The organism is Streptomyces sp. NPDC027663, assembly GCF_055566415.1.
Map to the genome: position 1 here is coordinate 19684 of NZ_JBVHSK010000022.1, position 24411 is coordinate 44094.

Annotated in this window: 19 protein-coding genes and 1 pseudogene; 13 read left to right on the top strand and 7 right to left on the bottom strand. The window is 71.6% G+C overall.

Translation table 11 applies throughout. The annotated features are described in order from the left end of the window. Positions 1–219: 219 nt before the first annotated feature. Complete coding sequence (locus tag ACZ4SF_RS35220) at positions 220–483, bottom strand: WhiB family transcriptional regulator (protein WP_010986447.1); 264 nt, start codon at positions 481–483, stop codon at positions 220–222. 677 nt (positions 484–1160) lie between these two features. Here ACZ4SF_RS35220 and ACZ4SF_RS35225 point away from each other — a divergent pair. From ACZ4SF_RS35225 to ACZ4SF_RS35240, 4 genes are all read left to right on the top strand, one after another. After that, on the top strand, positions 1161–1655 hold the full coding sequence (locus ACZ4SF_RS35225; RefSeq protein ID WP_468392641.1) for a cysteine dioxygenase: 495 nt from the start codon (positions 1161–1163) through the stop codon (positions 1653–1655). A gap of 33 nt (positions 1656–1688) precedes the next feature. Then, a complete protein-coding gene (gene cofD, locus ACZ4SF_RS35230) occupies positions 1689–2648 on the top strand; it encodes a 2-phospho-L-lactate transferase (protein ID WP_468392643.1) in 960 nt (319 codons plus the stop codon). After that, positions 2645–4087, top strand: a complete 1443-nt coding sequence (locus tag ACZ4SF_RS35235) for a coenzyme F420-0:L-glutamate ligase (RefSeq protein WP_468392645.1) — start codon at positions 2645–2647, stop codon at positions 4085–4087. The genes cofD and ACZ4SF_RS35235 overlap by 4 nt, the downstream gene beginning before the upstream one ends. Before the next feature lie 227 nt (positions 4088–4314). Next, positions 4315–5337 (top strand): DNA-3-methyladenine glycosylase family protein, encoded by a 1023-nt coding sequence (locus tag ACZ4SF_RS35240; RefSeq protein WP_468392647.1) that lies wholly within the window; start codon positions 4315–4317, stop codon positions 5335–5337. Between the two features lie 844 nt (positions 5338–6181). On the opposite strand, the gene manB is transcribed toward ACZ4SF_RS35240, so the two are convergent. Then, on the bottom strand, positions 6182–7264 hold the full coding sequence (gene manB, locus ACZ4SF_RS35245; RefSeq protein ID WP_468392649.1) for a mannose-1-phosphate guanylyltransferase: 1083 nt from the start codon (positions 7262–7264) through the stop codon (positions 6182–6184). Positions 7265–7578: 314 nt separating this feature from the next. After that, a complete protein-coding gene (locus ACZ4SF_RS35250) occupies positions 7579–9066 on the bottom strand; it encodes a peptidoglycan recognition protein family protein (protein WP_468392651.1) in 1488 nt (495 codons plus the stop codon). Between the two features lie 46 nt (positions 9067–9112). Between ACZ4SF_RS35250 and ACZ4SF_RS35255 the strand changes: the two genes are divergently transcribed. The 5 genes from ACZ4SF_RS35255 (at position 9113) to ACZ4SF_RS35275 (ending at position 15670) form a co-directional block, all read left to right on the top strand. Next, positions 9113–9430 carry a hypothetical protein gene (locus tag ACZ4SF_RS35255; protein WP_468392653.1) on the top strand — a complete coding sequence of 106 codons (318 nt, stop codon included), beginning with the start codon at positions 9113–9115 and terminating at the stop codon, positions 9428–9430. 80 nt (positions 9431–9510) lie between these two features. Further along, the gene (locus ACZ4SF_RS35260) at positions 9511–10266 is read left to right on the top strand and encodes a TIGR03089 family protein (protein WP_468392655.1); all 756 of its coding nucleotides are present in this window, start codon (positions 9511–9513) and stop codon (positions 10264–10266) included. Between the two features lie 393 nt (positions 10267–10659). Next, positions 10660–11841 (top strand): LCP family protein, encoded by a 1182-nt coding sequence (locus ACZ4SF_RS35265; protein ID WP_468392657.1) that lies wholly within the window; start codon positions 10660–10662, stop codon positions 11839–11841. 232 nt (positions 11842–12073) lie between these two features. Next, positions 12074–13933: an LCP family protein gene (locus ACZ4SF_RS35270; RefSeq protein WP_468392659.1), complete on the top strand. Its 1860-nt coding sequence runs from the start codon at positions 12074–12076 to the stop codon at positions 13931–13933. Positions 13934–14062: 129 nt separating this feature from the next. Beyond that, a complete protein-coding gene (locus tag ACZ4SF_RS35275) occupies positions 14063–15670 on the top strand; it encodes an LCP family protein (RefSeq protein ID WP_468392780.1) in 1608 nt (535 codons plus the stop codon). 55 nt (positions 15671–15725) lie between these two features. On the opposite strand, the gene ACZ4SF_RS35280 is transcribed toward ACZ4SF_RS35275, so the two are convergent. After that, positions 15726–16754, bottom strand: coding sequence for a glycosyltransferase family 2 protein (locus ACZ4SF_RS35280; RefSeq protein WP_468392661.1), 1029 nt, complete (start codon positions 16752–16754; stop codon positions 15726–15728). Positions 16755–16882: 128 nt separating this feature from the next. On the opposite strand from ACZ4SF_RS35280, the gene ACZ4SF_RS35285 reads away from it, so the two are divergent. Further along, entirely contained in the window at positions 16883–18412 is a 1530-nt protein-coding gene (locus ACZ4SF_RS35285) for an LCP family protein (protein WP_468392663.1), read from the top strand. A gap of 91 nt (positions 18413–18503) precedes the next feature. On the opposite strand, the gene ACZ4SF_RS35290 is transcribed toward ACZ4SF_RS35285, so the two are convergent. Beyond that, a complete protein-coding gene (locus ACZ4SF_RS35290) occupies positions 18504–19064 on the bottom strand; it encodes an acyl-CoA thioesterase (RefSeq protein WP_468392665.1) in 561 nt (186 codons plus the stop codon). Between the two features lie 119 nt (positions 19065–19183). Between ACZ4SF_RS35290 and ACZ4SF_RS35295 the strand changes: the two genes are divergently transcribed. Next, positions 19184–20515, top strand: a complete 1332-nt coding sequence (locus tag ACZ4SF_RS35295) for an LCP family protein (RefSeq protein WP_468392666.1) — start codon at positions 19184–19186, stop codon at positions 20513–20515. A gap of 103 nt (positions 20516–20618) precedes the next feature. Here the strand turns inward: ACZ4SF_RS35295 and ACZ4SF_RS35300 are convergent, their stop codons facing one another. Then, complete coding sequence (locus ACZ4SF_RS35300) at positions 20619–20981, bottom strand: four-helix bundle copper-binding protein (RefSeq protein WP_468392668.1); 363 nt, start codon at positions 20979–20981, stop codon at positions 20619–20621. 193 nt (positions 20982–21174) lie between these two features. Between ACZ4SF_RS35300 and ACZ4SF_RS35305 the strand changes: the two are divergent. Then, positions 21175–21369, top strand: a pseudogene (locus ACZ4SF_RS35305) (hypothetical protein); the annotation flags it as partial. A 311-nt stretch (positions 21370–21680) separates the two neighbouring features. Here the strand turns inward: ACZ4SF_RS35305 and ACZ4SF_RS35310 are convergent. Then, positions 21681–22838, bottom strand: a complete 1158-nt coding sequence (locus tag ACZ4SF_RS35310) for an acyl-CoA dehydrogenase family protein (protein WP_468392670.1) — start codon at positions 22836–22838, stop codon at positions 21681–21683. Between the two features lie 192 nt (positions 22839–23030). On the opposite strand from ACZ4SF_RS35310, the gene ACZ4SF_RS35315 reads away from it, so the two are divergent. After that, complete coding sequence (locus ACZ4SF_RS35315; protein ID WP_468392672.1) at positions 23031–24374, top strand: UDP-glucose dehydrogenase family protein; 1344 nt, start codon at positions 23031–23033, stop codon at positions 24372–24374. Positions 24375–24411 lie beyond the last annotated feature (37 nt).

Below are 24411 nucleotides of genomic sequence, written 5' to 3' on the forward strand. Positions count from 1 at the left end.
GTACGGGCCCCGGTTCGATGGACTGCGGTGGACGCCTGTGTTCCCTCGTGCGTCGGGCGCGTCGAGGGGACAGCTGGGCGTCTCGGACGAGCGCCCACACTATCGGCTGGCCATGACGACGGCCCGCCGCCTGTGGATAACCCACGGGTGACGGGCCGTTCGTGACGTTTTCGTGTGGACGCGCGCGTGGTCGCGGTGCGGGCGGCCGGTGCGGTCGTTTCAGATGGCGGCCTTCTTGAGCCTGCGGCGTTCGCGCTCGGACAGGCCGCCCCAGATGCCGAAGCGCTCGTCGTTGGCGAGGGCGTACTCGAGGCACTCGGAGCGGACCTCGCAGGCGAGGCAGACCTTCTTGGCCTCTCTGGTGGAGCCGCCCTTCTCGGGGAAGAAGGACTCGGGGTCGGTCTGGGCGCACAGCGCGCGCTCCTGCCAGCCGAGTTCCTCGTCCGCGTCGTCGACCAGCAGTTGCTGCACCAGCTCGGTCATGTGCGCCCCTCGTCTGTCTTTCACGTCCCCGTGCGTAGCCGTCACCGATGCCGGCTGAACGACACGAGTGAAATTACAAGTGTGCTGCTCCGGGCGAGTCAAGCCGAGATCTGCTATTGAGCCCGTTATTCACTCTGCGGAACCAAGGCCGTGCGGAAAGTGTTCAAATCGCCATAAACCTCGACACGCAGCCGGGCCCGCGCGGGGCGGTCGAACCCCGTACAGATCTCTGTACGGGGAAAGACGCCTCTGTGTTCGATCGCGTTCCGCGAGGCCCGAGCGCTCGGATGTGCCCCATGTGTCCCGGCATCCAGGTGAACAAACCTTTCACCTGACAGAGGAACCGGATGAGGTGAAACATGTCCCACTCACCGGGCACCGAGTTGACAGTGCGGGTGTGAGCCGGTGTTCTAGTGGGCATGCTCGCGAACTTGGCACTCACCTCGACCCGCACCGCCGGGTCCCACGGTGCTGCCCGCGCGCGCTGTAGCTGTTGTTGCTGTTCCAGCTGTTGAGCCAAGCCCGCTCCGGCTGTTCCCGAGTCCGTACCGGCTCGGTCGCGTCTCCCCCTCAGTGATCCCTCACCAGGGCACCCCGCCCGCCCGTGACCCGGGCGGACCGCACGCGCCTCCCAGCTCCAGCCCCCCACCTCTCCCGCCGAGGACCACCGCACCCCGATGAACAGCGACAACGACCTCCAGATCGCCGGCGACATCCTCGAAGTCCCGCACCTGCTCCAGCCGCCGCGCGAGCACCCGGCCACCGTGGCCGAGTTCGTGGGCCTCGCCCGCACGATCGCCGCCGACCGCTCCCAGTGGGCCCACCTCGTCCGCTACGACGCCACCACCCGCTGGTACCACCGGCTGCGCACCGGGCCGGGCTACGAGGTGTGGCTGCTGTCCTGGGTGCCCGGGCAGGGCAGCGGGCGGCACGACCACGGCCGTTCCTCCGGGGTCCTCACCGTTCTGGAGGGCACGCTCACGGAGCACACGGAGCGCGGCACGCGCACGCTGGCAGCGGGCGCGCAGCGGGTGTTCGCGCCGGGATACGTCCACGAGGTCGGCAACGACGCCCTGGAGCCGGCGGTCAGCCTGCACGTGTACCACCCCGGCCTGACCGAGATGCCCATGCACACCTCTGCGCGCTGCGAGGCGCGTCGGGTGACTGCCTGACGCATTGTCGGACCCGCCTGCAAGACTTGGGCCATGCGCATTGTGGTTCTGGCAGGCGGCATCGGCGGTGCCCGTTTCCTGCGCGGTCTGAAGCGGGCCGTGCCGGACGCGGACGTCACGGTCATCGGCAACACCGGCGACGACATCCATCTCTTCGGGCTGAAGGTCTGCCCGGACCTGGACACGGTCATGTACACGCTGGGCGGCGGCATCAACGAGGAGCAGGGCTGGGGGCGCGCCGACGAGACCTTCCGCCTGAAGGAGGAGCTGGCCGCCTACGGGGTGGGGCCGGAGTGGTTCGGGCTCGGCGACCGGGACTTCGCCACGCACATCGTGCGGACGCAGATGCTCGGCGCCGGTTATCCGCTGAGCGCGGTCACCGAGGCGCTGTGCGACCGCTGGAAGCCGGGCGTGAAGCTGATCCCGATGACCGACGACCGCGTCGAGACGCACGTGGCCGTCGAGATCGACGGCGAGCGCAGGGCGATCCACTTCCAGGAGTACTGGGTGAGGCTGCGCGCCTCCGTCCCGGCCCTCGCGGTCGTCCCGGTCGGCGCCGAACAGGCCAAGCCGGCCCCGGGCGTCCTGGAGGCCATCGCCGCGGCGGACGTGATCCTCTTCCCGCCGTCCAACCCGGTCGTGTCCATCGGCACGATCCTCGCCGTCCCCGGCATCCGCGAGGCCGTCGCCGACGCGGGTGTGCCGGTGATCGGCCTGTCCCCGATCGTCGGGGACGCGCCCGTGCGCGGGATGGCCGACAAGGTGCTCGAGGCGGTCGGCGTGGAGTCCACGGCCGCCGCGGTCGCCGAGCACTACGGCTCCGGACTGCTGGACGGCTGGCTGGTGGACACGGTGGACGCCGGCGCGGTCGAGCGCATCGAGGCGGACGGCATCCGCTGCCGGGCCCTGCCGCTGATGATGACGGACCTGGACGCGACCGCCCGGATGGTGCGGGAGGCACTGGCCCTGGCCGAGGAGGTGCGGGGAGCATGAGCGAGGAGCGCCCGCAGTACACGGTCTGGGCCCTGTCGGGCATCCCCGAGGTGCAGCCGGGCGACGACCTCGCCAAGCTGATCGCCGCCGCCGAGCCGGGCCTGGCCGACGGGGACGTGCTGCTCGTCACCTCCAAGATCGTGTCCAAGGCCGAGGGCCGGATCGTCCGGGCGACCGACCGCGAGGCCGCGATCGACGCCGAGACGGTCCGGGTCGTGGCCCGCCGCGGCACGCTCCGCATCGTCGAGAACCGCCAGGGCCTGGTCATGGCGGCGGCCGGCGTGGACGCCTCCAACACCCCTGCCGGGACCGTGCTGTTGCTGCCCGAGGACCCGGACGCGTCCGCCCGCGCGATCCGCGCCGGCCTGCGGGCCGCCCTCGGTGTCAACGTCGGTGTCGTCGTCACCGACACCTTCGGGCGACCCTGGCGCGCGGGACTCACGGACGTGGCGATCGGCGCCGCCGGGGTGCGCGTGCTGGACGATCTGCGCGGGCGCACGGACGCGTACGGCAACCCGCTCAGCGCCACCGTCGTCGCCACCGCGGACGAGCTGGCCGCGGCGGGCGACCTGGTCAAGGGCAAGGCGGCGGGCCGCCCGGTGGCTGTGGTGCGCGGACTCCCCCACGTGGTGCACGGGACGAACGGCGCGGACCACGCAAACGCCGGGGGCGACCGGCACGGCGGGGACCGACGGGACCCCGGGAACGACGGGGACGAACGGGCCGTCGGGGGCGAGGGGTACCGCGGGGGCCTACGGGACGGCGGGGAAGAGGGGGACGGCGAGGGCGCGCGGGCGCTGGTGCGCAACGCGGCCGACGACATGTTCCGGCTCGGCACCTCCGAGGCGGTCCGGGAGGCGGTGACCCAGCGCCGTACCGTACGGGCGTTCACCGACGACCCGGTGGACCCCGGCGCCGTCCGCCGGGCGGTGGCGGCCGCGGTGACCGCGCCCGCCCCGCACCACACCACACCGTGGCGGTTCGTCCTTCTGGAGTCGCAGGAGTCGCGGGTGCGGCTGCTGGACGCGATGCGCGACGCATGGATCGCCGACCTGCGCCGGGACGGCAAGACCGAGGAGTCCGTCGCGAAGCGGATCCGCCGCGGTGACGTCCTGCGCAACGCGCCCTACCTGATCGTGCCCTGCCTCGTCATGGACGGCTCGCACACCTACGGGGACGCCCGGCGGGACGGCGCCGAGCGGGAGATGTTCGTGGTCGCGATGGGCGCGGGCGTACAGAATCTGCTGGTCGCGCTGGCCGGCGAGCGGCTGGGCTCGGCATGGGTGTCGTCCACGATGTTCTGCCGGGACGTGGTGCGCGAGGTGCTGGAACTGCCGGCGGACTGGGATCCCATGGGCGCGGTGGCGGTCGGCCGCCCGGCGGAGGCCCCGAGACCGAGACCGGGACGGGACGCGGGGGCGTTCGTGGAGGTGCGGTGAGGGGTGGCGCCGACAGGGGCGGGCGGTGCCGGGTGGTGGGGGGCGGTGCCGACGGAGCCCCGGGCGGTTGCGGGCGGTACCGCGGGTGGCGGCAGAGCGGCGCCGACAGGACCGGGTGATTGCGGGCGGTGCCGGGCGGTGGCGGGCTTCGTCCGCTTCTTTCGGATACTTGGTCGCGATGACCGCCTAGTCTCGTAGGACGGCACCGGAACCCCTAGGACTCATCCGTGGCAGGACGCTTCCCCCAGCGGCCCACGCGTACGACCGTGCGCGGCGGGCATGTCGCCGTACCCACGGCGGGCGGTGCCGGGATACCGCGGCAGGCGGCAACCCCCGCGCGGGTACGGCGGTGGGTGCCGGACGGGCCGCTCGACCTCGGGCTGGTCCTCGGACCGCTCCGGCGCGGGCCCGGGGACCCGACGTTCCGGGCCACGGCGGACGGGTCCGTGTGGCGCGCGTGCCGTACGCCCGTCGGGCCGGCCACGCTGCGGGTGCGCGCGTACGGCGGTGAGGTGGTCGGCGAGGCGTGGGGGCCCGGGGCCGAGTGGCTGCTGGAGCGGTTGCCGGACCTGCTCGGTGCCGCCGACGACCCCGAGGCGTTCGTACCTCGGCACCGGGTGGTGGCGCTCGCGTGGCACCGGCGGCCGGGACTGCGGCTGACGCGGACCGGGCTGGTGCTGGAGTCGCTGATCCCGTCGGTGCTGGAGCAGAAGGTCACCGCCGACGAGGCGTACCGGGCATGGCGGCTGCTCGTGCGGAGGTTCGGGGAGCGAGCGCCAGGGCCCGCGGGGCTCGGCGAACGGCCGATGTGGGTGATGCCGGAGCCGCGGACCTGGGCGCTGATCCCCTCCTGGGAGTGGCACCGCGCCGGGGTCGACGACAAGCGGGCGTCCACGATTCTGCGCGCCGTGCGGGTCGCTGCGCGGCTGGAGCAGGCGGTGGGAATGCCGGCGGTCGAGGCTCGGGCGCGGTTGGAGGTCGTGCCGGGGGTGGGGCCGTGGACGTCGGCGGAGGTCGTGCAGCGGAGCCATGGGGCGGCGGACGAGGTGACGGTGGGGGATCTGCACCTCCCCGGGATCGTGGGGTGGGCGTTGGCGGGGGACCGGGATGCCGACGACGCGGAGATGCTGCGCTTGCTGGAGCCGTATGCCGGGCAGCGGCATCGGGCGGCTCGGTTGATCTTGCTGAGCGGGCACGTGCCGGGGCGCCGGGCGCCGAAGATGCGGCGCGTGGACATCGGGTTGCTCTGAGGGCGCGCCCAGCCGCAGCCGGATGGGGGGCCGCTTGTCGGCGCCGGCAGGGTGGGGTGCGGCGGCCGGGGCGACGGGGGCCACCACTTACTCGCGTCGGCAGGGTTCAGGGTGTGGCGGCGGGGCCACGGGGGACGCCGACCTGTGTTGGCAGGGTTCAGGGTGCGGCGGCGGGACGACGGGTTGGGGCCCCAACCGGCGTCGGCAGGGCGCAGGGTGCGGCGGCGGGACGGCGGTGGGAGGCTTGCCCGCGCCGGCGGGGTGCCGCTGCGCCCACCCGTGCCGCCCCAGCGGCACGACTGCCCGCAACGGGTCGGGGGACTGCGAAGGCGACGGCACTGCAGCTCTCCCCCTACCCCGCAGCCCGGAGGTCCGGAGCCCTGCCCGCAGCGGGTCGGGGACTGCGAAGGCGACGGCACTGCAACTCCCCAGGGGCGCGGGGAACTGCGCGAGCAGCCCGCGCCGACCCGCGGACGGCATCGGCCGAGCAGCCCCCTCCCTCTACCCCACAGCTTGGAGGTCCGGAGCCCTGCCCACAGCGGTTGGGGGACTGCGAAGGCGACGGCACTGCAACTCCCCAGGGGCGCGGGGAACTGCGCGACCAGCCCGCGCCGCCCGCGGACGGCATCGGCCGAGCAGCCCCTACCCCGCAGCCCGAAGGTCAGGAGCCCTGCCCCGTGGCCGGGGGCTGGGGGCCTTGCCCCGTGGCCGGGGGCTGGGGGCCTTGCCCCGTGGCCGGGGGCGCTGGGGGCCTTGCCCCGTGGCCGGGGGCGCTGGGGGCCTTGCCCCGTGGACCGGGGGTTCGGGGGCGCAGCGCCCGTGGGTGGGGTGGGAACGCGTCTTCTTACTGGTCGGAGGAGAACCGCACCGCCCCCGCCGGGATGCGGGCGTCGCACCACACGCGTACGCCCTCGCGCAGCTCGTTGTCGGCGCCCACGATCGCGCCGTCGCCGATGACCGTGCCGGTGAGGACGGAGCGTTCGCCGACGCGGGCGCCGGCGCCGATGAGGGAGTCGGTGATGACGGCGCCGGGTTCGATGACGGCGCCGGGAAGGATGGTCGAGCCGAAGACGCGCGCACCCTTCGCGACGAACGCGCCCTCGCCGACCACCGTGCCGCCGGTCAGCTTGGCGTCCGGCGCCACCGTGGCCGTGGGAAGGACGAGGCGGTCGCCGCAGCGGCCGGGGACGGCCGGAGAAGGCGCGCGGCCGAGAACCAGGTCGGCGGAGCCGCGGACGAACGCGGCCGGGGTGCCGAGGTCCAGCCAGTAGGTGGAGTCCACCATGCCCTGCAGGTGGGCTCCGGCCGCGAGCAGGCCCGGGAACGTCTCGCGTTCGACCGAGACCGGGCGACCCGCCGGGATGGTGTCGATGACCGAGCGGCGGAAGACGTACGCCCCCGCGTTGATCTGGTCGGTGACGATCTCCTCCGGCGTCTGCGGCTTCTCCAGGAAGGCCAGGACGCGGCCGGTCTCGTCGGTGGGGACGAGACCGTAGGCACGCGGGTCCGTCACCTTCGTCAGGTGGAGCGAGACGTCGGCGCCCGAGGACTCGTGAGTGTCGACCAGGGCCCTGATGTCCAGGCCCGTCAGGATGTCGCCGTTGAAGATCAGCACCGGGTCGTCGGGACCGGAGTGCAGGCGGGAGGCGACGTTGCGGATGGCGCCGCCCGTGCCGAGGGGCTCTTCCTCCGTCACGTACTCCAGGTGCAGGCCCAGCGCGGAGCCGTCGCCGAAGTACGGCTCGAAGACCTCGGCCAGATAGCTGGTGGCGAGGACGATGTGCTCGACGCCCGCCGCCCGCGCCCGCGCCAGCTGGTGGGCGAGGAACGGCACCCCGGCCGCCTGGACCATCGGCTTGGGTGTGTGCACCGTGAGCGGCCGCAGCCGGGTGCCTTTGCCGCCGACCAGGAGGATCGCTTCTGTCACCTGTCGTCTCTGCTTCCTGCCGGGACCGGCCGAACTACTCGTTGACTCTCGTTTCGGCCGGTCAGTGTATGCAGACCGTGCGACGACGCCTTCGATGGCCGCGCGGTGTCCCGTGAGATCGGCGTGCGGATTCCCCCGACCGCCCCGCACCGGTCCGCCGACCGCCCGGACCGGTCCCCCGACCGCCCCGCGCCGGTCCCGCGACCGTCCCGAATCGGTCCCCCGACCGTCCCGGACCGGTCTGTCGGCCGGTACCGCCCGTCCCCGAGCCGCCCCACCCGTCCCCCCGACGGCAGTGCACGCGGGCTCCGGCCTCAGCGCCCCTGATAGCGCGCCGCGGTGGTACGAGCCGTGCCCAACTTGGCGTAGAGCCGCTTTCCAGGGCACTCGGTGGCAAACCCGTCCCGATGGCCGGAGATCACGTTCAGTCGTACGTTCTTCCCCTTGGGGTAGAGATTGCCACCGCCCGACGTGAGATATGTCTTTCCCTTCGGATCGGCACCGAAGAGTCCGAGCTTCCATGCGGTGAGTTGGGCGATGGCCTTCACCGCGGCGCCCGACGGCTTGGTCGAGCCGTACGAGCCGATCACGGCGATACCCATGCTGTTGGTGTTGAAGCCGAGGGTGTGCGCACCGAGCACCGCCTTCACCACTCCCCCGGCCCGGCCCTCGTAGATGGTTCCGCACTTGTCGACGAGGAAGTTGTAGCCGATGTCCCGCCAGCCCATGCTCTTGACGTGGTAGCGGTAGATACTGCGGATGACGGAGGGGGCCTGGGCGCAGGTGTATCTGTTGCCCGACGCCGTGTGGTGGACGAAGGCCGCCTTGACCTTCTTGGTGTAGACGAACCCGCGTTCTCGCAATGACTCGTCCGCCCTCCAGCCCCGGCGCGTGACGATCCGCGGACGCGGCCCGATGTACGGCTTGACCCGCGCGGCCCCCTCCAGGCGGGCCAGTTCCAGCTCGGTGTCCCGCTGCCCCAGTGCGGGGATGGCGGTGGTGCCGAAGGCGGTGATCTCGGCGTTGGCGGCCGAGGCGGCGATCGCGGCCTCCGTGTCCAGGGCGGTGAGGGGCTCGTCGGCCGGCACGTCCTCCGGCCCCTCCCCCGCCGCGACCCCCGCCACCCCCGCGGCACCTGCAGCCCCCGCAGCCCCTGCCGACCCCGCAGCCCCTGCTGCGCCCGCCGCACCGGTCGCGCCCGTCACGCCGGTTGTGCCCGGCGCGCCGGCCTTTTCCGCCTCACTCGAGTCGCCGGTCTCCTTCGTGTCCGCCCCGGGGTCCACCAGTTCCACCCGCAACCCCGACGGCAGGGCGGACCGCGGCGCTCCCGCACCGCCGCCTCCCGCACCGCCGCCTCCCGCACCGCTGCCTCCGGCGCCCGCGCCGTCCGCGTCGGCCGAACTTCTCGCGCCGCCCTTGCTCTCCGCGCCGCCCTTGCTCGCTCCGTCGCCCTTGCTCGCCCGGCCGCCCGCGACGCCCGCGCCGTCCGAGGCGCCCTGCGCGTCAGTGCCGTCCCCGCTCCCCGCCCGCACCCGCACGTCCACGCCGTCCGATGCACCCACCCACAGCGGCGCGGTCGCCCCGCGTACGCGCCCCGACGCGCGTTCCGCCGTGCCCGGGTCGGCACCGTGGTCGGCGTTGTGCGTCTCGACGTCCTGCCAGTCGGACCACTCCCCCGTCGCGGTCGACCTGGTGCGCACCTGGACCCGTCCGTGCAGTTCGGTGTCCGGGTCGTCCCAGATCACCCCGACCAGTTCGAAACGGTCGAGGTCCGCGCGGTACAGCCCCTGTTCCGGAGCCACGCCGGCCACGCGCTCCCGGGACAGCGGGACCAGCGGGAGCGACCGGGTGCTGCCCGCCGCCGCGGCCTCGGTCGACCGGTCGGCGGTACCGGCGGCAGCGGAAGCGGCGGAAGCGGAAGTGGCGGAAGCGGAAGTGGTGGAAGCGGAAGTGGTGGAGGCAGCGGCAGTGACAGGCCCGGCGGCCGCGGCCGTCGTGGTCGTTGCGGCAGTCGCAGGCGCCACCGGGATGAGCGTGACGACCGCTGCGCAGGCGACACCGATCGAGCACGCCCCGAGTCGGGAGACGCCATGGGAGGAAGTCAGGAATCCACGCATGTGCATGATCTTGGACATAGTCAGACAAATCTGTCCATCGGGAAACTGACGGACCGTCGGGTGCCGTTCCGCCGAACCGGTGGCCTCACCGCCCGGTGCGCGCGCCCGTCCGCGCGTACCCTGTCCCGGGTGAACGCCACCGATCGCACCCCTGCCGACCTGCTGACTTCCGCGCTCGCCGCGGACCCCGGCCGCCCACTGGTGACCTTCTACGACGACGCCACGGGCGAACGCGTCGAACTGTCCGTGGCCACCTTCGCCAATTGGGTGGCCAAGACCGCCAACCTGTTGCAGGGCGACCTCTCCGTCGGACCCGGCGACCGGGTGGCGCTGCTGCTGCCCGCGCACTGGCAGACGGCGGTGTGGCTGCTGGCCTGTTCCTCGGTGGGTGCGGTCGCGGACGTCGCCGGGGATCCGGCTGCGGCCGACGTCGTCGTCAGCGGGCCGGACTCGCTCGACGCCGCGCTCGCCTGCACCGGCGAGCGAGTGGCGCTGGCGCTGCGGCCGTTGGGCGGGCGCTTCCCGCAGCCCCCGGCCGGGTTCGCCGACTACGCCGTGGAGGTGCCGGGGCAGGGCGACCGGTTCATGCCGTTCGCGCCCGTGGACGCCGAGGATCCGGCGCTGATCGTCGCCGGTCGGGAGTTCAGCGCGGCGGAGGTGGTCGAGCAGGCGGCGGCGGAGGCACCTTCGCTGGATCTGACGGGGCCCGGGTCGAGGCTGCTGTCGGGACTGCCGTACGACACCTGGGAGGGACTGAGCGCGGGATTGTTCTCTCCGCTGGCCGTCGGCGGGTCCGTGGTGCTGTGCCGGCATCTGGAGCGGCTGGACGAGGAGGGCCTGGCCAAGCGGATCGAGAGCGAGCGGGTCACCGCGGTGCGGCGGTAGGACCGACCCCGGCGGCCCCTCCCTCCCGACGACGACAGGACCGGCTCTCACGCCCCCGGCGGCAGCAGAACCACCCTCACGGCTCACCCGGCGGCGGCAGCAGCAGAACCGCCCTCCCGGTTCCTGCCGACGGCGGCAGCGGGACGACCGTCACGGTGCAGGCTCACCCCGCCAGCACCCTCACGATTCACCCCCACCCCGCCAGCAGAACCACCCTCACGGTTCACCCCGGACGGCGGCGGGACGTACCCGCCGCCCTCCCCCTGCGGCGGCGGTGGGACCACCCCGCCGTTCACCCGAACGGAGCAACACAGGGCGCCGCCCGGCCCCCGCCCCGCCATCGTCGTAAGAGCAGGACGTGACGCTCGTACGCCATGGAGGGGTGGACCTGACGTGCGCGACACCGCAGGCAACTCCCCCAGAACCGGTGCCGGCTCCTCGGCCACCGGGCAAGGGCTCATACGCCGGCGGCGTCGGCGGTGGGCCGGAGGTACGGCGCTGGCGGCGGCCGGGCTCCTCGTCGGGGCCGCCGGGGCCGGCTGGGCCGTCTACGCCAAGCTCAGCGCCAACATCACCGCCGACGACGCCGCTGCCGCCGAACTCGCCCGGTACGAACGGGAGCGGCCCACCGCGCTGGTGCGGGACGCGCAGAACATCCTGCTGATCGGCTCCGACACACGGGCCGGCGACGGCAACCGCAAGTACGGCAAGGACCTCGGCAGCGAGCGGTCGGACACGGCGATCCTGCTCCACCTGGCCGCCGACCGGCGCAGCGCCACCGCCGTCTCGCTGCCCCGGGACCTGATGGTGGACATCCCCGACTGCCGGCAGGAGGACGGCAGGCGCAGCGACCCGGTGTTCACGATGTTCAACCACGCCTTCCAGGTGGGCGGTTCTGCGTGCACGATCCGGACCTTCGAGAAGCTGACGGGCATCCGCATCGACCATCACGTGGTCGTGGACTTCAGCGGGTTCAAGGAGATGGTGGACGCCGTCGACGGCGTCGAGGTCTGCCTGAAGGAGCCCATCGACGACAAGGCGGCGAAGCTGAAGCTGCCCGCGGGGAAGGTGACGCTCGACGGGGAGCAGGCGCTCGGGTACGTGCGCGCCCGCAAGTCGCTCGGCGACGGCAGCGACACGGAGCGGATGGAGCGGCAGCAGCGGTTCCTCGGTGCGCTCGTCAACAAGGTGCGGAGCAACGACGTCCTGCTGAACCCGGTGAAGCTGTACCCGGTGCTGGACGCGGCGACCTCCGCGCTGACCACCGATCCGGAACTGGCAAGTCTGCGTGGCTTGTACCAGTTGGTGCGCGGGCTGCGTGACATCCCAACCGAGCATGTCCGGTTCCTGACGGTTCCGAGGGAGTCGTACGTCTACGACGCCAACCGCGACCAACTCGTGGAGCCGGCGGCCGAGAAGCTGTTCGCCCGGCTGCAGGCCGACCAGCCGGTGGCGGTGACCCAGGAGAATTCACAGGAAGTTCCGGGGAACGACACAGATGGGGACGGCAAGGACGAGCCCTCTCCGGCCCCGACGTTCAGCGGGAACACCGCCGCCGAACACACCTGTGAGTAAAGCGCACGGTAAGTAACACGAACTTCCCTTCAGAAAATGAGGGGGATTGCCCGGTTGTAGGCACATCGAATTTGTCACCGGCGTCGCTCAACGCTGAACTGGGCGGATAGTGTGAGCGATCCGGTGCACCTGGCCGCGAGGTCCGACCTGGGGTCGTGCACTGTTTCACCGAGACCCGAGCGCCTTGGAGGGGGAAGGCGCCGCGTGGCCCCGACGGAGGATTCGGACAACCGTGGACGCGCAAGGCCGTGGGCGGGCGGACAACATCGACCCCGCAGACCAGTGGGTACTCAATCCGAACACCGGCGAATACGAACTGCGACTGAGCCCTTCCACAGCGCAGCCGCCGGTCCCCGGACCGCGCAGACCGTCCTCCCGGGACGGCGCTCGTGCGGCGGGCGGGCGTGCCCGGCAGACGGCCGGGGAGACCCGGCAGACCTCCGGGGAGACCCGGCAGACCTCCGGGCAGTCCCGGCAGGCGGCCGGGAGGAGCCGGCAGGCGGGGGAGACCCGGCAGACGGCCGGCCAGTCCCGGCAGATCCCCCGGGCGCGCGGCGCGGACGTGCCGCAGCCGCGCTCGGCCCGGCGCCGGGGCGGCGAGCCGGAGGCGCCCCAGGGGCGGCGTGCGTCCCGGCGGCCGGTGAAGAAGAAGTCCCGGGCGAAAAAGGTGCTGCTGTGGACCGGCGGGTCCATGGCCTTCGTGCTGGTCGCCGTCACGGCCGCCGGCTACCTGTACATCAAGCACCTGAACGACAACATCACGTCCCTGTCCGACGACGGTGCCAGCACCGGCGGCTTCCGCAAGGACGAGGCGATCAACATCCTGCTGATCGGCACCGACAAGCGCACCGGCAAGGGCAACGAGGGCTACGGCGACGCGGGCAGTGTCGGGCACGCCGACACCACGATCCTGCTGCACCTCTCCAAGGACCGGTCCAACGCCACCGCGCTGAGCATCCCGCGCGACATGATCGTGGACGTCCCGGACTGCCCGACCACGCAGGAGGACGGCAGCCAGAAGGTCATCCCGGGCTCACAGGGCGTCCGCTTCAACACCAGCCTCGGACAGGACGACCGTACGCCGAGCTGCACCATGCGCACGGTGACCGAACTGACCGGGATCACGCCGGACGACTTCATGGTCGCCGACTTCAACGCGGTCAAGACGCTGACCGAGGCGGTCGACGGCGTCGACGTGTGCCTGGGCAAGGACATCAACGACCCCGACTCGCACCTGAAGCTGTCCAAGGGCACGCACAAGATCTCCGGTGAGCAGGCGCTGGCGTTCGTGCGCACCCGGCACTCCGTCGGCTTCGGCGGCGACCTGAGCCGGATCGGGCTGCAGCAGCAGTTCCTGGGCGCGCTGATGCGCAAGCTGAAGGGGAACGCCACGCTCACCAGCCCGACCAAGATGCTGAAACTGGCCGAGGCGGGCACCAAGGCACTGACCGTGGACGACAAGCTGGACAGCATCGGCAAGCTGAAGGACCTCGGTCTCGAACTGGGCAAGCTGAACCCGAAGAACCTGACCTTCACGACGGTGCCGGTCAAGGACAACCCGGCGGAGAAGGTCAAGGCCACCGTGGTCGTGGACGAGGCGAAGGCTCCCGCGGTCTTCGACGCCATCCAGAACGACGTCTCCTTCAGCGACGTGAAGAAGAAGCAGAAGGCGGCGAAGGACGCCCAGGCCGCCCGGCTCAAGGGCGCCAAGGCACCGGCCTCCGAGGTGCGGGTGCGCATCCTCAACGGCGGGGCCGCGGGCGGCAGCGCGCAGGCCGAGCTGAGCTGGCTGCAGAACAACCAGGGTGTGACCAAGTCGGAGAACGCCGGCAACGCGCCCGCCGAACTGGCCAGGACCACGCTGGAGTACGCGCCCGGCCAGGCGGCACAGGCCCGCCGGCTGGCCGCGATCATGGGCCTGTCCGGGGCCGCGCTGAAACCGGGCAAGAGTGTGACCAACTCCCAGGGGCTGCCGGCGATGACGCTGACCCTGGGCAAGGACTTCAAGGGAGCGGGGGTCCCCCTGAAGGCGTCGGCGAAGGCGCCGGACGTCGACAAGTCCACGGCAGACAAGGTGAAGTGCGCCTCGTAGGTAACCCAATGGGCCCGTCGTGCGTCTAACCGGACGCGGGGCGGGCCCGTTGCTTGGCGCAAGGGTGGGGAGGGCAGGGAGTTGGCGCAGAGCGAGGTGCGCGGAGAAGCTCCGGCGGTCGAGGACACGATGTCCCTCACGCCGAAGGCCTCGGACGCGGCGACGCGTTCCGGCCGGCGCGCGGGCGGACGCGGTGGCGGACGGCGGGCAGGGGGCCCGAAGACCGACCGGCGGCGGCGCAGACGGCGGGCGTTGCGCTGGTCGGCGACCGTGCTGGCCGTGGTGATACTCGGCACCGCCGGCGCCGGATACCTGTACTACCAGCATCTCAACGGCAACATCCAGAAGGGTGCGCGCGCCAACGGCGACGACTCCAAGGCGCACCGGACCGCGCCGAACGCGGCCGGCCAGACCCCGCTGAACATCCTGCTGATCGGCTCCGACAGCCGGAACTCCAAGGAGAACCTGAAGCTCGGCGGCAGCAGGGACCACGTCGGCGACCCGCCGCTGGCCGACGTGCAGATGCTCATCCACCTGTCGGCGGACCGCAAGAGCGCCGCCATGGTCAGCATCCCGCGCGACACCCGGGTGAACATCCCCAAGTGCACGGACCCCGATACCGGCAAGGTGTATCCGCCGACGAACGACATCATCAACATCACCCTGTCCCGCGGCGGGGCCGGCTGCACGCTGCTCACCTGGGAGAACCTCACCGGGGTCTACATCGACCACTGGATGACGATCGACTTCTCGGGTGTGGTGCGCATGGCGGACGCCATCGGCGGTGTCGACGTCTGTGTGAACCAGAACGTCTGGGACCACCCGACGCCCAGCGTGCCCGGCGGCTCCGGCCTGAAGCTCAGGAAGGGCACGACCAACGTGAAGGGCGAGCAGGCCCTCCAGTGGTTGCGCACGCGGCACGCCTGGGGTGACGACCTGATGCGGGCCCGCGCCCAGCACATGTACCTGAACTCGATGATCCGTACGCTGAAGAAGCAGAACGTCTTCACCGACACCGGCCGGCTGATGGACCTGGCCGAGGCGGCCACCAAGTCGCTGAAGGTGTCGGAGGAGATCGGCACCGTCAAGAAGCTCTACGACCTCGGCATGCAGATGAAGTCGGTGCCGACGGACCGGATCACCTCGGTGACCATGCCCAACCGGAAGGACCCGGAGAACGGGAACCACGTCGTGCCGGACGAGGCCAACGCCGACAAGATGTGGCAGATGCTCCAGGACGACGTGGCGTTCGACAAGAACGGCGGGAAGCCGGGGTCGAAGAAGGACGCGGGCAAGGACGAGCCGGCCAGGAAGCCGTCGGTCGACCCGGCCCGGCTCGGGGTGCTGGTGCAGAACGCCACCCGGACCTCCACCGATGCCCCGGTGTCGCAGCGGGCGTCCGCCATCGGCCAGGTGCTCGTGCAGAAGGGCTACGCCCGGGCGCAGGCCGACGCCTCGGGGAGCCTGGCCGAGGACAAGACGGTGGTGCGGTATCCGAGCGCGGATCTGGAGGGGGACGCCCAGGTCTTGGCCAAGGCGCTGGGGATCCCGATGAGCCAGGTGCAGAAGTCGACCGATGTGTCGGGGGTCACGGTCGTCGTCGGTGCGGACTGGCGCAACGGCGCGTCGTACCCGAAGCAGTCCAAGCCGAAGGCCGGCGACCTGCCCGACAACGCCGACGCCGTCAACGGCTCGGACACCAAGTGCATGGACGTGTACAGCGTCTACCGGTGGTAGGCCGGAACCGCACATGACGAAGGGCCCCTCCTGGGAGGGGCCCTTCGGCTGTCCGTCAGGCGGGGTCCAGGACCGCGGGCCGGCGGGAGGCGATGACCCTCTTCGCCAGCGACTTCGGGCTGGTCAGGAAGCCCCAGCCCCACGACATGTGCATGGTGGCGAGGGCCACCGGGATCTGCAGCCGGGCCTTGAGGGGCAGGCCCTTGCCGGCCGGGACGGAGCCCGCGACGATCGCGGCCAGGTAGCCGCCCGGGATGACGAGGCCCCACGGGGTCAGCGCCGCGCCGGCGACGAGGCCGGCCGCTATCGCGCACACCGCCGTCGGCGGTGCGAGGTAGCGCAGGTTGATGGAGCCGGAGTGGTAGCGGGCGACGACGTGCCGCCAGCGGCCGTAGTCCTTGTACTGCTTGGCCAGCGCGCGCACGGAGGGCCGCGGCCGGTACGACACCTTCAGCTCCGGCGAGAACCAGATGAGTCCGCCCGCCTCGCGGATCCGGAAGTTCAGCTCCCAGTCCTGGGCCCGGATGAACTCCTCGTTGTAGCCGCCCTGTTGCTCCAGCGCCTCACGGCGGAAGACGCCCAGATAGACCGTCTCGGCCGGGCCGGCCTGGCCGCCGGTGTGGAAGGCCGCGTTGCCGACACCGATCTTCGAGGTCATCGCGGCGGCGACCGCGTGCTCCCAGTCGTTCTCGCCCTCGGCGTGCATGATGCCGCCGACGTTCTGCGCGCCGGTCTCCTCCAGGAGCCGGACGGCTGTCGCGATGTAGTTGGGCGAGAGCATGCCGTGGCCGTCGACGCGGACCACGATCGGGTGCCGGGACGCCTTGATCGCCGCGTTCAGCGCGGCGGGCGTGCGGCCGGTGGGGTTGGGGACGGTGTGTACGCGCGGGTCGTCACGGACCAGCTCGGCGGCGATCTCGTCCGTGCGGTCCGTGGACGGACCGAGGGCGATCACGACCTCCATCTCGCCGGCGTACTCCTGCGCGAGGATCGCTTGGACGGCCCCGCGCAGATGCCGCTCCTCGTCGAGGACGGGCATGATCACGGACACAGCGGGGAGCCGCACGTCGGGCTTGGCGTTCATAGGGGCCTCACGTTACCGCGAACGGGGGACACGGGTGCGCGCCGCCGGGCCCGCGGCGCGGGCTGGAGATCGTATCGGCCTACTGTGCTCACGGATCCCACGTACGGACTCGTCCGGAGGTGTCCCCCTTGCCCAGCCCGCCTCGGTCTCCCTCCCCCGCTGCCAGAAGCGTGGGAAGGGCCCCCAGTCCGCAGCGCCGCCCGCAGCCGCCCCGTCGTGTGCCGCGTCCGTCCGAGCGGCCCGTGCGGTCCGTCCGGCCGCCGCGGCGGCGGCCACGCTGGGCCATGCGGGCGGTCACCACGCTGTCGGTCGTGGTGCTCGCCTCCGCCGGGATCGGGCACGCGGTCGTCACCAGCCTGGACGCGGGCATCGCGCGGATCGACGCCTTCAAGGACATGAAGAACCGGCCGCAGGCCGGCCACGGCATGAACGTCCTGCTGGTCGGCACCGACGGCCGTGACAAGGTCAGCGAGCAGGAGCGGCGCACGTACCGGCTGGGCGGGCAGCCCTGTCACTGCACCGACACCATGATGATCGTGCACATCGCGGAGGACCGGGACCGGGCCACCGTGGTGAGCCTGCCGCGCGACTCGTACGCCGAGATGCCCGCGCACGTCGACCAGAACACCGGGCGGCGGCACGGCCCGCACCCGGTCAAGCTCAACGCGGCCTACGCCGAGGGCGGGCCCCAGCTGACCATCCGCACGGTCGAGAACATGACCCACGTGAAGATCGACCACTATCTGGAGGTCGACTTCACCAGCTTCATGAAGACCGTCGACGTGCTCGGCGGGGTGACGGTCTGCACGCCGACACCGCTGAAGGACAGGTACACCGGGCTCGACCTGGCGCCCGGCACGTACACCCTCAAGGGCGGACAGGCGCTGCAGTACGTGCGCGCCCGGCACATCGACGGAGCCAGCGACCTGGGCCGGATGAAGCGGCAGCAGCGGTTCCTGGCCGCGCTGATCGAGAAGGCGACCTCCTCCGGGGTGCTGCTGAACCCGATGCGGTTCCGGGACGTCACCAGGGCGGTGCTCGGCTCGGTGCGCGCCGACGCGGGCTTCGGGACCGACGAGCTGCTCGACCTCGGGCGCGCGATGCGAAGCTTCTCGCCGTCGTCCTCCGAGTTCGCCACCGTCCCCATCGGGCAGCTGAACTACCAGGTCAAGGGCATCGGCTCGACCCTGAAGTGGGACCAGGCGAGGGCAGCCGGCCTGTTCCAGGCGCTGCGCGACGACAAGCCGCTCACCGAGGACCGCCCGCGCCGTGCCCCGGTGCCGGTGCCGGTGGAGGTCGCCCCGGCCCGGATCCGGGTCCAGGTGGAGAACGGCAGTGGCACGGTCGGGCTGGCCAAGCGGCTCGACGCGGCGCTCGCCGCGACCGGCTTCGCCACCACCCGCCGGCCGACGACCGCCCCCGTCCATGTGGCGCACACGGTGATCTCCTACGACCCCCGCTGGGACCGCTCGGCCCGCTCCCTGGCGGCGGCCCTGCCGGACAGCGAACTGCGTGCGGTGCCCGGTCAGGGACCGCTGCTGAAGGTGACCGCCGGGCCCGGTCTCAAGGACGTGCAGAAGGTGCGCTTCGAGGACCCGGCGCTGCCGGAGCAGGGCGCGGTGCGGGGCAACGAGGTGGTGTGCTCCGAGCCCGCGTGAGACGGGAGAGAGGCGTGGGCCGGTCCGCGAGCACCCGGCGGTCTTCCGGCCCGCGGCTCCCGGAGGCCGCTGCTCCTCCGGACGACACCGCCTAGTCCTCGAACCCCTCCGCGGCCCGCTTCTCGCGCAGTTCGCGGATCGCCCGGCGGCGGGCCAGGCGGTGGGTGCGGCGGATCTGCGCCTCCTGGTAGCGGCGGCGGTCACGGTCGGTCTCCGGGACCACCGGCGGCACCCGGCGGGGCTTGCCGTCGGCGTCCACCGCTGCGAACACCAGATAGGCGGAGCCGACCTGGGTGGCCGGGGCCGACTCGTTCCAGCGCTCGGCGAGCACCCGGACACCGACCTCCATCGAGGTCCGGCCGGTCCAGTTCACCTGTGCCTTGACGTGAACCAGGTCACCGACGCGGACCGGCTCCAGGAACGCCATCTCGTCCATGGAGGCGGTGACCGCGGGACCACCGGAGTGCCGGCCGGCCACCGCTCCCGCCGCGTCGTCGACCAACTTCATGATCACCCCGCCGTGCACCGTCCCCAGCAGGTTGGTGTCGTTGTGGGTCATGATGTGGCTGAGAGTGGTGCGCGAGGCGGACGTGGGCTTGCCCGGGATGTCCGGCTCCATGTCCGGATCCGTGTCCGTGGCCTGGTCTGTCATGCCCTCCACCTTATGCCGTGGTGACAATCACGGAATTTGTGTCGGGTTCGCAACAGCGGCGCTCTGATTTTCCGACATCCCTTGTAAGGCACACCGCGCCGCCCTGCACACTGGGGCGCATGAATGACTGGCCCGAGGGATGGTCCGACGACAACCGCCGCCCGCGCTACGGACGCGGCAGTGCCGGCGCGCAGCCGGAGGGGGCGCGCGTGATGCGCCAGGTGCAGCGCGGCGGCCCGGCGGTTCCGCCCGGACCGCGCTCGGCGTACGGCGAGCCCGGTCCCGCGGCCCCACCGTACGCGGCCGGCGTGCCGCGGCAGCCGTCGTACGTCGACGGCCGGGGGCACGACGACGGTGCCGGCTACGACGACTACGACAGCGGCTACAACACCGGGCAGGTATACGGCGCCCCCGGCGGCCGTGGTCCGGGCGGCCCGGCGGGTGCGCCGGGCCGCGGCCCGCGTCCCGCGCCGAACTGGCGGCGCCGGATCAAGTGGACGGCCCTCACGCTGGTGACCGTGATGGTCGTCACCTCGATCGCGACCTACTTCTGGGCCGACTCCAAGCTGCGCCGCGAGGTGGACCTCTCCACGGTCATCGACCGGCCGGAGGCGGGCGAGGGCACGAACTACCTGATCGTCGGTTCGGACAGCCGTGAGGGCATGTCCAAGGAGGACGAGAAGAAGCTGCACACCGGCGGCGCCGAGGGCAAGCGCACGGACTCGATGATGATCCTGCACGTCGGCGACAACGGCGACACGCTGATCTCGCTGCCGCGTGACTCCGACGTGGTGGTCCCGTCGTACAAGGGATCGACGTCCGGCAAGGTCTACCCGGCGCAGGGCCGGCACACGAAGCTGAACGCGACCTACGCCGAGGACGGGCCCACGCTGCTGGTCCGCGCGGTCGAGGCCAACACCGGTCTGCACATAGACCACTACGTGGAGATCGGCTTCCAGGGCTTCGCCAACATCGTGGACGCGGTGGGCGGCGTCGAGATCGACATCGACAAGGGCTTCAAGGACAAGTGGTCCGGCGCCGACTTCAAGGCCGGCAAGCAGACCCTCGACGGCCAGCAGGCCCTCGCCTTCGTCCGCACCCGGCACGCCTTCGCCGCGTCCGACCTGCAGCGCACCAAGAACCAGCAGAAGTTCCTGGCGGCCCTGGCCCACCAGGTGGCGACCCCCTCGACGGTCCTCAACCCGTTCAAGTTCTACCCGACCATCGGCGCCGGCCTGGACTCCCTGATCGTCGACAAGGACATGTCCCTGTGGGACCTGGCCTCGATGTTCTGGGCGATGAAGGGCGTCAGCGGCGGTGACGGCAAGTCCATGAACATGCCGATCTCCGGCTCCTCCGGCGGCAACCTGGTCTGGGACAAGGCGAAGGTGAAGACCCTGGTGAACGAGCTGAACAACGACGAGCCCGTGACGGTGAGCGGCAGCAACTGACGATCGTCGCGATCACGGCCCGAGGGCACCCGCGAGGGTGCCCTCGGCCGTTCCCGGAGGGGCCGGACGACTCACATGGCCGCTTCCGGCCGGACCGGACGACTCACATGGCCGCGCCCGCCATCGCCCGGCAGGTCTCCGCGCAGCGACGACACGCCTCGGCGCAGCGCATCATCATCTGGTCGTCCGGCATGGACATACACGCCTCTTCGCACATCTGACAGACCTTGGCGCAGAGCATGCACATGTCGCCGGCCATCGGGGAGCGCCGCATCATCATGTCGGCGCACATCCGGGTCGTCTCGGAGCAGTCCATGAGCGCGCGCATGACCTGCATCTGCGCCTGGCCGCCCTGCTGCATGCAGGAGCTCATGGCCTCTTCGCAGGTGTTGTGGCAGTTCATGCAGGCCTCGATGCAGTCCTGCATCTGCTGGGTGAGGGCAGGCATCATTCCGGACTGGGTCATGGCTCCTCCTCGGAGGCGGTGGGACCCGGGCGGGCCCCGTCTGCTTCCGTCCTACGTCCCGCGGAGCCGCCCCGCATGTCGACCTACACCCCGGACAGCGAGGAAGGCGCCCCGAAGGACGCCTTCCAAAGCCGTGGAATCCCGGGGCGTCAGGGCAGGTGGCGCGGTTTCCCGTTCCGTCGACCGTGATCGCTTGACCCGCACACCCGGCCCGCCTATCGGGTACACATTCTGGCGCGCCCACTCACGGACCGAGTCGTGCGTGACCCTGGCCCGGATCGGTGACGACGCCTGGGCACTCGGTGACAGCAAGCGGCCCGAAGCGCAGCCGCTGCGGTTCACCACGGCGGAGCTGGGCGCGGCCGGGATCGACCCCGCGCGCTTCGGCCGAGCGCCTGATTCTCCGGCCACGGGAACGACAGGTGCGCAACCACGGCTACCTATGGACCGGTCCGAAAGGGCGCTTCGACCAGGAAGCGCTACGACGGCCGCCGCACCCTGAGCCACCTCCTGCCGGGTCGGCAATCAGCCTGATGGAGGGGACAAGTGAGCCGTCCCCTAAGCCTGGTTGCCGTACGTGCCTCTCGCTGTCGGTCGCTCGCGAGAACGCGCGATCCGCAGGGGACTACAGCGGGGCGCGTACGACGACAGCCCCCGGCGTCGGGCCGGGGGCTGTGTTGTTTGTGCAGGGAAACCCTGCTAGGGAAGGTTCCTTGCCATGACGATGCGCTGGACCTGGTTCGTGCCCTCGTAGATCTGGGTGATCTTGGCGTCGCGCATCATGCGCTCCACCGGGTAGTCGCGGGTGTAGCCGTAGCCGCCGAGGAGCTGGACGGCGTCGGTGGTGACCTCCATCGCGATGTCCGAGGCGTAGCACTTGGCGGCGGCGCCCAGGTAGGTGAGGTCGGCGTCGCCGCGCTCGGAGGCGGCGGCGGCCTGGTAGGTGAGGGCGCGGGCCGCCGAGATCTTCATGGACATGTCGGCGAGCATGAACTGGATGCCCTGGAAGTCGGCGATCGGCTTGCCGAACTGCTTGCGCTCCTGGACGTAGCCCTTGGCGTAGTCGAAGGCGCCCTGGGCGACGCCGAGGGCCTGGGCGGCGATGGTGATGCGGGTGTGGTCCAGGGTCTTCATGGCCGTCATGAAGCCGGTGCCCTCCTCGCCGATCATGCGGTCGGCGGGAATGCGGACGTTGTCGAAGTAGACCTCGCGGGTCGGGGAGCCCTTGATGCCGAGCTTCTTCTCGGGGGCGCCGAAGGAGACGCCCTCGTCGGACTTCTCCACGACGAAGGCGGAGATGCCCTTCGAGCGCTGGGCGGGGTCCGTGACGGCCATCACCGTGTAGTACTCGGAGACGCCCGCGTTGGTGATCCAGCGCTTGACGCCGTTGAGGATCCAGTGGTCGCCGTCGCGGACGGCCTTGGTCTTCATGCCGGCCGCGTCCGAGCCCGCCTCCGGCTCGGACAGGCAGTAAGAGAACATCGCGTCGCCCTTGGCCAGCGGGCCCAGGTACTTCTTCTTCAGTTCCTCGGAGCCGGAGAGGATCACCGGGAGCGAGCCCAGCTTGTTCACCGCGGGGATGAGGGAGGAGGAGACGCAGGCGCGGGCCACCTCCTCGATCACGATGACCGTGGCGAGGGCGTCGGCGCCGGCGCCGCCGTACTCCTCGGGGACGTGCACGGCGTGCAGGTCGCCTGCGACGAGGGCGTCGAGGGCCTCCTGCGGGAAGCGGGCCTCCTCGTCCACCGCCGCGGCGTACGGCGCGATCTTCGCCTCGACCAGGGAGCGGACGGCGTCCCGGAGCATGTCGTGCTCCTCGGACGGGCGGTACAGGTCGAAGTCAGCCGTTCCGGCCACGGTCTCTCACGCTCCAAAGACGCAGTGATACTGACGCTAATTACCGTTAAGTAACTCAAATTTTAGAGGCCCGGCACGAGCACGCCTACGTGAGGTACGCGACAGCGGGAAATTGCCCGGCGAAGGGCCCGACTATGCTCATGCTCCGCATGACCGAGCACCACCGACGGACCCGAGCTGGAGCGCACCCCCATGAGCCTGAAGATCACCGTGATCGGCACCGGCTACCTCGGCGCCACGCACGCCGCGGCCATGGCCGAGCTGGGCTTCGAGGTGCTGGGCCTGGATGTCGTACCCGAGAAGATCGCCATGCTGGAGCGCGGCGAGACCCCGATGTACGAGCCGGGTCTGGAAGAGCTGCTGCGCAGGCACGTGGCCGGGATCGAGGGCTCCTCGGGACGGCTGCGGTTCACCACGGACTGGGCCGAGGTCGGTGCTTTCGGTGATGTGCACTTCGTGTGCGTGAACACCCCGCAGAAGCACGGCGAGTACGCGTGCGACATGAGCTACGTCGACGCCGCGATCGCCTCGCTGGCCCCGCATCTGCACGGCCCGGCCCTGGTCGTCGGCAAGTCGACCGTGCCGGTGGGCTCCGCGGACCGGCTGGCCGCCTACCTCTCCGAGCACGCACCGGCCGGCGGGGACGCCGAGCTGGCCTGGAACCCGGAGTTCCTTCGTGAGGGCTTCGCCGTGCAGGACACGCTGCACCCGGACCGGATCGTGGCCGGGGTGCGCAGCGAGCGGGCCGAGAAGCTGCTGCGCGAGGTGTACGCCGGGCCGATCGGCGAGGGCACGCCGTTCGTGGTCACCGACTTCCCGACGGCCGAGCTGGTGAAGACGGCCGCGAACTCCTTCCTCGCCACCAAGATCTCCTTCATCAACGCGATGGCGGAGGTGTGCGAGGCCGCGGGTGGTGACGTGGCGAAGCTGGCGGAGGCCATCGGGTACGACGACCGGATCGGCCGCAAGTTCCTGCGCGCCGGGATCGGCTTCGGCGGCGGCTGTCTGCCCAAGGACATCCGGGCGTTCATGGCCCGGGCGGGCGAGCTGGGCGCGGACCAGGCGCTGACCTTCCTGCGCGAGATCGACTCCATCAACATGCGCCGGCGCGGCCAGATGGTCGAGATGGCCCGGGAGGCGCTGGGCGGGGGCTCCTTCCTCGGCAAGCGGGTCGCGGTGCTGGGCGCCACCTTCAAGCCCGACTCGGACGACGTCCGTGACTCGCCCGCGCTGAACGTGGCCGGCCAGATCCACCTCCAGGGCGGCCAGGTGACCGTGTACGACCCGAAGGGCATGGACAACGCCCGCAAGGTCTTCCCCACCCTGGGCTACGCCGACTCGGCGCAGGACGCCGTCCGGGGTGCCGACGCGGTGCTGCACCTGACCGAGTGGCAGGAGTTCCGGGAGCTGGACCCGGCGGCGCTCGGCGAGGTGGCCGCGGCCCGGCTGCTGCTGGACGGGCGCAACGCCCTCGACCCGGAGCTGTGGCGGCGGGCGGGCTGGACGTACCGGGCGATGGGACGTCCGACCGCGTAGGCGTTCCGCGAGGACCGGCCGTGTAGGCGCTCCGCGA

Coding starts and splice junctions, on each gene's coding strand:
- ACZ4SF_RS35300 (WP_468392668.1), bottom strand. CDS start 20,981: ATGACCCAGTCCGGAATGATGCCTGCCCTCACCCAGCAGATGCAGGAC.
- ACZ4SF_RS35225 (WP_468392641.1), top strand. CDS start 1,161: ATGAACAGCGACAACGACCTCCAGATCGCCGGCGACATCCTCGAAGTC.
- ACZ4SF_RS35220 (WP_010986447.1), bottom strand. CDS start 483: ATGACCGAGCTGGTGCAGCAACTGCTGGTCGACGACGCGGACGAGGAA.
- ACZ4SF_RS35235 (WP_468392645.1), top strand. CDS start 2,645: ATGAGCGAGGAGCGCCCGCAGTACACGGTCTGGGCCCTGTCGGGCATC.
- ACZ4SF_RS35290 (WP_468392665.1), bottom strand. CDS start 19,064: ATGACAGACCAGGCCACGGACACGGATCCGGACATGGAGCCGGACATC.
- cofD (WP_468392643.1), top strand. CDS start 1,689: ATGCGCATTGTGGTTCTGGCAGGCGGCATCGGCGGTGCCCGTTTCCTG.
- ACZ4SF_RS35280 (WP_468392661.1), bottom strand. CDS start 16,754: ATGAACGCCAAGCCCGACGTGCGGCTCCCCGCTGTGTCCGTGATCATG.
- ACZ4SF_RS35275 (WP_468392780.1), top strand. CDS start 14,063: ATGTCCCTCACGCCGAAGGCCTCGGACGCGGCGACGCGTTCCGGCCGG.
- ACZ4SF_RS35315 (WP_468392672.1), top strand. CDS start 23,031: ATGAGCCTGAAGATCACCGTGATCGGCACCGGCTACCTCGGCGCCACG.
- ACZ4SF_RS35295 (WP_468392666.1), top strand. CDS start 19,184: ATGAATGACTGGCCCGAGGGATGGTCCGACGACAACCGCCGCCCGCGC.